At 69.1% G+C, this 6,698-nt stretch carries 5 protein-coding genes and 2 tRNA genes; 4 read left to right on the plus strand and 3 right to left on the minus strand.

Translation table 11 applies throughout. The features are described from left to right. Window positions 1-55 precede the first annotated feature (55 nt). Window positions 56-1,063: a sugar phosphate isomerase/epimerase family protein gene (locus ACGFJ7_RS39720; RefSeq protein WP_360252116.1), complete on the plus strand. Its 1,008-nt coding sequence runs from the start codon at window positions 56-58 to the stop codon at window positions 1,061-1,063. A gap of 60 nt (window positions 1,064-1,123) precedes the next feature. Here ACGFJ7_RS39720 and ACGFJ7_RS39725 read toward each other — a convergent pair whose 3' ends face one another. After that, window positions 1,124-1,441, minus strand: coding sequence for a hypothetical protein (locus ACGFJ7_RS39725; protein WP_360252119.1), 318 nt, complete (start codon window positions 1,439-1,441; stop codon window positions 1,124-1,126). A 189-nt stretch (window positions 1,442-1,630) separates the two neighbouring features. On the opposite strand from ACGFJ7_RS39725, the gene ACGFJ7_RS39730 reads away from it, so the two are divergent. After that, window positions 1,631-1,703 (plus strand) — tRNA-Asn (locus tag ACGFJ7_RS39730). A 618-nt stretch (window positions 1,704-2,321) separates the two neighbouring features. Here ACGFJ7_RS39730 and ACGFJ7_RS39735 read toward each other — a convergent pair. After that, window positions 2,322-3,593: a threonine/serine exporter ThrE family protein gene (locus tag ACGFJ7_RS39735; RefSeq protein WP_392647089.1), complete on the minus strand. Its 1,272-nt coding sequence runs from the start codon at window positions 3,591-3,593 to the stop codon at window positions 2,322-2,324. 217 nt (window positions 3,594-3,810) lie between these two features. Here ACGFJ7_RS39735 and ACGFJ7_RS39740 point away from each other — a divergent pair, with 217 nt between their 5' ends. Both ACGFJ7_RS39740 and ACGFJ7_RS39745 read left to right on the plus strand, forming a co-directional pair. After that, window positions 3,811-5,082: an NAD(P)/FAD-dependent oxidoreductase gene (locus ACGFJ7_RS39740; RefSeq protein WP_360252125.1), complete on the plus strand. Its 1,272-nt coding sequence runs from the start codon at window positions 3,811-3,813 to the stop codon at window positions 5,080-5,082. Between the two features lie 71 nt (window positions 5,083-5,153). Next, window positions 5,154-5,227, plus strand: a tRNA-Ile gene (locus ACGFJ7_RS39745). A 325-nt stretch (window positions 5,228-5,552) separates the two neighbouring features. On the opposite strand, the gene ACGFJ7_RS39750 is transcribed toward ACGFJ7_RS39745, so the two are convergent. Continuing rightward, entirely contained in the window at window positions 5,553-6,251 is a 699-nt protein-coding gene (locus ACGFJ7_RS39750; RefSeq protein WP_392647092.1) for a hypothetical protein, read from the minus strand. Between the last annotated feature and the right edge of the window lie 447 nt (window positions 6,252-6,698).

The following is a 6,698-nucleotide window of genomic DNA, read 5'->3' on the forward strand; positions in this document are numbered from 1 at the left end:
GCGGCCTCCCTCGCCGCCCGCCTAAGTCACGGCTGCCCGAGGGAGAAAAACGGCAATGGCACGTCCCATCACGCTCTTCACCGGCCAGTGGGCCGATCTGCCCTTCGACGAGGTGTGCCGTCTCGCGTCCGAGTGGGGCTACGACGGACTCGAGCTCGCCTGCTGGGGTGACCACTTCGAGGTCGACCGGGCGCTCGCCGAGCCCGACTACGTCGACCGCAAGCGCGAACAGCTCGAAAAGCACAACCTCAAGGTCTTCGCGATCTCCAACCATCTCGTCGGCCAGGCCGTCTGCGACCACCCGATCGACGAGCGCCACCAGGACATCCTCCCCGCCGCCATCTGGGGCGACGGCGAGCCCGAGGGTGTACGGCAGCGGGCCGCCGAGCGCATCAAGGACACCGCCCGCGCCGCCGCGAAACTGGGGGTGAACACGGTCGTCGGCTTCACCGGCTCGTCGATCTGGCACACCGTCGCCATGTTCCCGCCGGTCCCGCCGGCCATGATCGAGCGCGGCTACCAGGACTTCGCCGACCGGTGGAACCCGATCCTCGACGTGTTCGACGAGGTCGGGGTGCGCTTCGCGCACGAGGTCCACCCCAGCGAGATCGCGTACGACTACTGGACCACCCGCCGGACCCTCGAGGCCATCGGGGACCGTGCGGCGTTCGGGCTCAACTGGGACCCGTCGCACTTCGTGTGGCAGGAGCTCGACCCGGTCAACTTCATCCTCGAGTTCAAGGACCGGATCTACCACGTCGACTGCAAAGACGCGAAGGTCCGTACGGGCGACGGCCGCCGCGGCCGGCTCAGCTCGCACCTGCCCTGGGCCGACCTGCGCCGGGGCTGGGACTTCGTCTCCACCGGGCACGGCGACGTCCCGTGGGAGGACTGCTTCCGGGCCCTGAACGCGATCGGCTACGACGGCCCGATCTCGATCGAGTGGGAGGACGCCGGCATGGACCGCCTGGTCGGCGCCCCCGAAGCGCTGCAGTTCGTCAGGCGGCTCGCGTTCGACGCCCCGACGGCCGCGTTCGACGCCGCCTTCTCGTCGGCGTCCTGACCCCGTACAGCAAGAAACCGCCCCGGACCTCGAAGGCCCGGGGCGGTCCCTGATGAGAAATCAGTACGTCGAAGAGGACGTGGTCGACGCGGTGGTCGAGGTGCTGCTGGGCGACGACACCGACGAGTCGGACGAGTCGGACGACTCCGCCGTCACGTGCAGCTTCTCGCCGAGCTTCGACGACTGCAGCTTGTCCTTGCTCTCCGAGTAAAGCTTGTTGGCCTGCGCCTGGGCGACACCGGCGGCCTCTTGCACCGACGGGTGCTCCCACACCTTCTTCGCGTTGGCCCGGATCTCCTCGTACTTCTCCCGGCCGGCACGGCTGCCCAGGACGAAGCCCGCCGCGAGACCGGTGATGAACATCAGCTTTCCGCGCATGATGGCGGCTCCTTCCGTTCGTGACGCGCGCTTGCGTCGATGTGACCGTGCATACCCATCCTGCCGGTCGCGTATTCCTGATCGAGGCGATTCGCCCGGTAGCGGCGTGCCGGGGATCCCCTTCGCGGAGACCGGGGATCGTCATGTACTCTGTTCCCCGGCACCAGGAACCACAGGTGCCAGGCACGATCCCCTGTAGCTCAATTGGCAGAGCAGCCGGCTGTTAACCGGCAGGTTATTGGTTCGAGTCCAATCGGGGGAGCGGCGAGTCCCGGGGTCTCCCTGTCCGCAGAAAGCGCGGACCGGTGGGGCCCCGCCTCTGTATCTGCTCCGGGGCCGAGCCCCGGAAACCCCACGGTGTCTTGGGTGCGGTGAGCGGGTCGGTTGCGGTTGACCCACGGTGTCGTGGTTGCGGTGGGCGGTCGGTCGCGGTTGACCCACGATGTCGTGGTTGCGGTGGGCGGTCGGTCGCGGTTGACCCACGATGTCGTGGTTGCGGTGGGCGGTCGGTCGCGGTTGACCCACGGTGTCGTGGTTGCGGTGGGCGGTCGGTCGCGGTTGACCCACGATGTCGTGGTTGCGGTGGGTCGGTCTGCCAAGCCTGCTTCACGCCAGCCGCCACCACTCAAGACACCGAACCCGATCAGGCGGCCGAGCTCGCCGCCTGGCATCGACTCACACGGATCAGGGATGGCCGTTTCTTACGCCACGCCCTTGGACGCAACCGTCGCCGGTAGCCCACGGTGTCTTGGTTGTGGCTGACCCGCGGGGTCGCGGGTTGTGTCGCATGACAGCGAACTCGTTGGTTGATCATCGCTGGTATGTCGGGAGGCCGGGGCCGAGACGCGGACGGTGCGGCGCTCTGCGCTGGGCGGTGAGGTCACGGCTGAAGGCGGGTTGCCGCTCGGGGGTGGAAGTTGTCCAGGGATCTGGCTATGGCTCGGTAGATGGGGTGGCCGCACAGGACGCCCAGGGCTACGGCGAGCATCGAGGCCAGGGCGCTCAGGAGGTCTTGGGAAGCCTGGGCCTTGTCGGCGCCCAAATACTCGGTGACGCCTATGAGGCTCAGGGCGCCCGGAACCAGGAGCCAGAAGCCGGGGAGGAAGCTGACCAAGGCCGGTGGGCCCGAAGGGAGGCGTTCCACCAGGCAGGCCACGACTGTCAGGACCAGAGCTCCCACGAAACCGCTCAAGTAGCCGCCCAGCAGGATGTTTCCGAAATACTGGCCAATCCAGGCGGCGTAGAGGACCAGGCAGAGCCAGCCCAGAGAGCGGCGTGGGGCGGAATGCACCAGGTAGCTGCCGATGGCGACGATCAAGGCTCCCAGCCAGGGGGCCCAAGGGCCCAGGGAGTGGTGGAAGGCCTCGATCTGGGTTTCGGCTCGGGGCAGGCCCACGGTCTGGGCGGCGCCTACGATGCCGAACGCCAGGAGAAGCAGTTGGAGTACGCCGGTGACCAGGCGGCTGGCGCCGGTGACCATTTCGGCGGCGGAGATCTCCACCACACCCATGGTGAGCATGGCGCCGGGGAGGAACGTGGCCAGCGGGGCGACCATGGCTCGCAGGTCGGCGTGGGCCCAACCGGTGTCGGCCAGTAAGAAGGTCACGGCCGAGACGGTGAACGCGGCGGCCACCGGCATGATCATTTGGACGCTGACCCAGCGGGCGCCGACCAGCTTGAGGGCGCCGACCATGGCGCCGAACAGCGTCGACAGCAGCAAGTCACCCCAGGTCGGCTGCAAGACCAGGCAAATTCCCCCGGTCAGTACGGCGTACGAACCGATCTGCATCGCCGGGCGGAAGCGTGCCCGCATCGCGAGGATCCGCTCAATCCGGGCTATGCCGGCGGCCGGTTCCAGTTGTCGCTGGTCGGCCTCCCGCAGCAGGTCATAGACGGCGGCCGTCTGATCCAGCCGCAAACCCCCGCGCAACTGACGGGTGGGTTCCAGGGTGGCGGGCTGTCCCGGTTCCAAAGAGACCACGGTGTACGTCGGGAGCACGCTCACCCGCGCGTCGGGCGCCCCGTACACGGCGGCGACGCGCCGGAGCCGGCCCTCGATCCGGTTGACGGCCTCGCCGCAGGCGGTCAGGGCGCTGCCCAGGTAGAGCAGGAACTGCTGCAGCTCCCGCCGCTCGTGCTCGATGTCCGCCATGCAGGGCACGCTAGATCGCGGACCCCGGCCGGAAATCCTCCCGCGGGAGTGAGGTCACGGCGGGTGGGTAAGAGACGGGCGGGTACGGGCCGGGCGTGATTGCCACCGCGGCGCGCTCACCGGCGTACGTCAAGCGCAAGCGTGACCGAATCGCCTGCCCGGACCCACCGCCGCCGTTACTCTGGGCTTGCCTGGTTCGTCCCCTTGTGAGGTGCCCGTGTCGCAGCCAATTGAGGTGGACGTCGTCATCGTCGGCGGCGGTCTCGCCGGCCTTTCCGCTGCTCGACGGCTTGATCGAGCCGGCGTCGAGTGGCTGCTGGTCGAGGGGTCGGACCGCATCGGCGGGCGCGTCACCACCGACACCGTCGACGGATGGCACCTCGACCGGGGCTTTCAGATCCTGAACACGGCCTACCCACGGGTGCCGGCCCTGGTCGACGTGGCCGCGCTGGACATGCGCTACTTCACGCCCGGTGTGCTGGTACGCCGCGGCGGGGAACTGCACCGGCTGGAAAACCCGGTTCGTGATCCGCTGGCCGCCGCGCAGGCGCTGACCTCCGGGGTGGGCACGCTCAGCGACCGCCTGAAGTTCGCCGCGCTGGCCACCCGCTGCGCGACGGCGCCGGCGGCCAAGCTGCTGGAAGCCCGCGAGACGACGACACAGGACTTCCTGCGTAAAGCGGGCATGTCGCACCGCATGATCGAGGAAGTGCTGCGGCCGTTCCTCTCCGGCGTCTTCGGCGACCGATCCCTGGACACGTCGAGCCACGTCTTCGCCATGATCCTGCGCTCGTTCGCGCGAGGCCGGATGGGCGTGCCGGCCGCGGGCATGGCGGCGTTCCCGGCGGCGATCGCGGGCCCACTGCCGTACCCCCAATTGCTGATCGGCGCCCGAACCCTGTCGATCGGTCCCGGCCTGGTCGTCACCGAAGGCGGCGAGATCCACTGCCGCGCTGTGATCGTGGCGACCGACCCGCCGTCGGCGGCCGCCCTGCTGCCGGGCCGGCTGCCGGTGCCGGACATGCACGGCCTGACAACGTTCTACTTCGGCGCCGACAGGGCCCCGCTGGACGAGCCGACACTGGTCCTGGACGGCGACCGCCGCGAGATCATCGCCAACACGGTGGTCGTCAGCAACGCGGCCCCCGAATACGCGCCCACCGGCAAAAGCCTGATCGCGGCCTCGGTGGTCGGCGTCTCGGCCCCGTCCAGCGCCTCCGAGGCGGTGATCAGGGTCGAGCTGGCCCGCCTCTACGGCACCCCGACCGACGACTGGGACCTGCTCGAGGTCGTCAGCATCCCCAACGCCCTGCCGTCGGCCCGGGTACCCCAGGCCAACCTGCGCAAGCCGGTCGACCTGGGCGACGGCCTGTTCGTGGCCGGCGACCACCGCGACAGCCCATCAATCCAGGGCGCCCTGGCCGGCGGCTGGCGCACGGCGGGCGCGGTCCTGTCCTGGCTGGGAGCGGGCGTAGGAGCCGCCCGATGATGCGGCGCTGCATAAGCTCGGGAGATCGCTGGCTGTGAACAGGGCCCACGGGTTAGGATCGCCGCCGGTAAGGGGCGGTAGCTCAGTGGGTTAGAGCAGGGGACTCATAATCCCTCGGTCGCGGGTTCGAGTCCCGCCCGCCCCACCGTACCTACTCCGGGGGCGACCCCCGGACCCCACGGTGTCGTGGTCACCCTTCGGGGGTCCGCCGCCGGGCGGTGCGTGGCTGAGCTCGGCCTGACGGCCACGCCGGAAAAGTCGTATCCCAACAGCGAAGGCCACGGACGGTGGCAGCAGCGCGCTGCTGATGGCGTCAACGACGTGGTCACGCCTCGCCGATTCCAGCGCCCACCACCCGTGGCACAGCACGCCGGAGGGCACCGAGCCGATCGCCTGCAATGCGGCGGTCAGATCGGTGCCGGCGGTGCGGGGGTCATCATGTTCGCGCCTTACCGGATCGCCGTGTGGTCTCAGATGGCCGACGGGGTGCCGTAGGCGTCACAACGGGCGGGTTTGCCGGCGGTGAGCAGGTCCACCTGGGCGACCGCTTTGCCCGACGGCGGAATCATGTCCGGGAAGGTGAAGCCGCCGCCGACTATCTTCTTCGCGGCGTCGTAGCAGACGACGGTGATGTGCGGATTCTTCAGCGGCTCGGCCTTCGGGTTGCTCACCTGCACCCGGGCGGTGTAGCCGTCACCGTACTCGGACTTGGCGATGGTCGCCTTGGCCGGGATCTCGGGAAACGGCTCGCTGTCGAACGTGCCGTTGTCCTCCACCAGCAGCGTCGCCTCGACCTTGGCCGCCTTCTTCCCGGAGACGTCGACCTGCGTCAGAACGGGTAGGACCTGGTCCGGGCGGGAGAAATACTCGACCTGCGACTCGCTTCCCAGGATCTCGCCGGCGGCGTCGGTGACGTTGAACTGCACAGTGACGGTCTGCCCGACCTTGGCGGAGGTGTTCTTCACCAAGGCGACGACGGACACGTATTCGTCGCGCTGGCCGAATCCGGTCTGCAGCAGCGACCCGGTCGGCTTGGCGGCGGCCTCCTGCGCCGGGGCGGCGGACTCGCCGGCCGACGAGGCCTGTTCGACCTTGTCGGGTTCACTGCTGCACGCAGCGAGCACCAGCATGCAGGAAGCGGCGACAGTGAGACTGCGGAAGTTGAGCATGGTGCGGTTCCTTCTGTTGCGGTGCGGCACCTCGGCGAAGGCCGCGGCGAGGTGCCGTGAGAGGCAGGCGAGCCCTCGGGCACTCCTGCGTGCGGGGACGGTAACAGCCGGTGCGCTGAGCCGGTATCGGCCGCCACGGAGATCGTGACACTGGTCGCCACCCGGCTGTCGTGTCAGTCGGTGGCTTTGGCGGCTGCCTCGATCTGGCCGGTTACCGCGGCCGGCGCCGTGACCACGGACAGATGGCAGCCCGGCACGGCGCGCACCGCGTGGACCGAAGCGGACAACTGCTGACAACGCTCGACCACCCGAGCGTCTCCAGCGTCCGGGAGTTGCTGCGCCGGCTCGACGGCTAGGCCGTGTCCTGCCGATCACCGGAGCCAGATTAGGGCGGCGATGAGCAGCAACGATGACCGGTAAAGGGCGGCGCGTTTGGCGTAGCGAGTG

This window comes from Actinoplanes sp. NPDC048988 (assembly GCF_043197815.1).
Taxonomy (GTDB): Bacteria; Actinomycetota; Actinomycetes; order Mycobacteriales; family Micromonosporaceae; genus Actinoplanes.

What these genes read in the sequence shown, in the direction of transcription:
- ACGFJ7_RS39720 (WP_360252116.1), top strand. Translation starts at nt 56, where the DNA reads ATGGCACGTCCCATCACGCTCTTCACCGGCCAGTGGGCCGATCTGCCC.
- ACGFJ7_RS39725 (WP_360252119.1), bottom strand. Translation starts at nt 1,441, where the DNA reads ATGCGCGGAAAGCTGATGTTCATCACCGGTCTCGCGGCGGGCTTCGTC.
- ACGFJ7_RS39735 (WP_392647089.1), bottom strand. Translation starts at nt 3,593, where the DNA reads ATGGCGGACATCGAGCACGAGCGGCGGGAGCTGCAGCAGTTCCTGCTC.
- ACGFJ7_RS39750 (WP_392647092.1), bottom strand. Translation starts at nt 6,251, where the DNA reads ATGCTCAACTTCCGCAGTCTCACTGTCGCCGCTTCCTGCATGCTGGTG.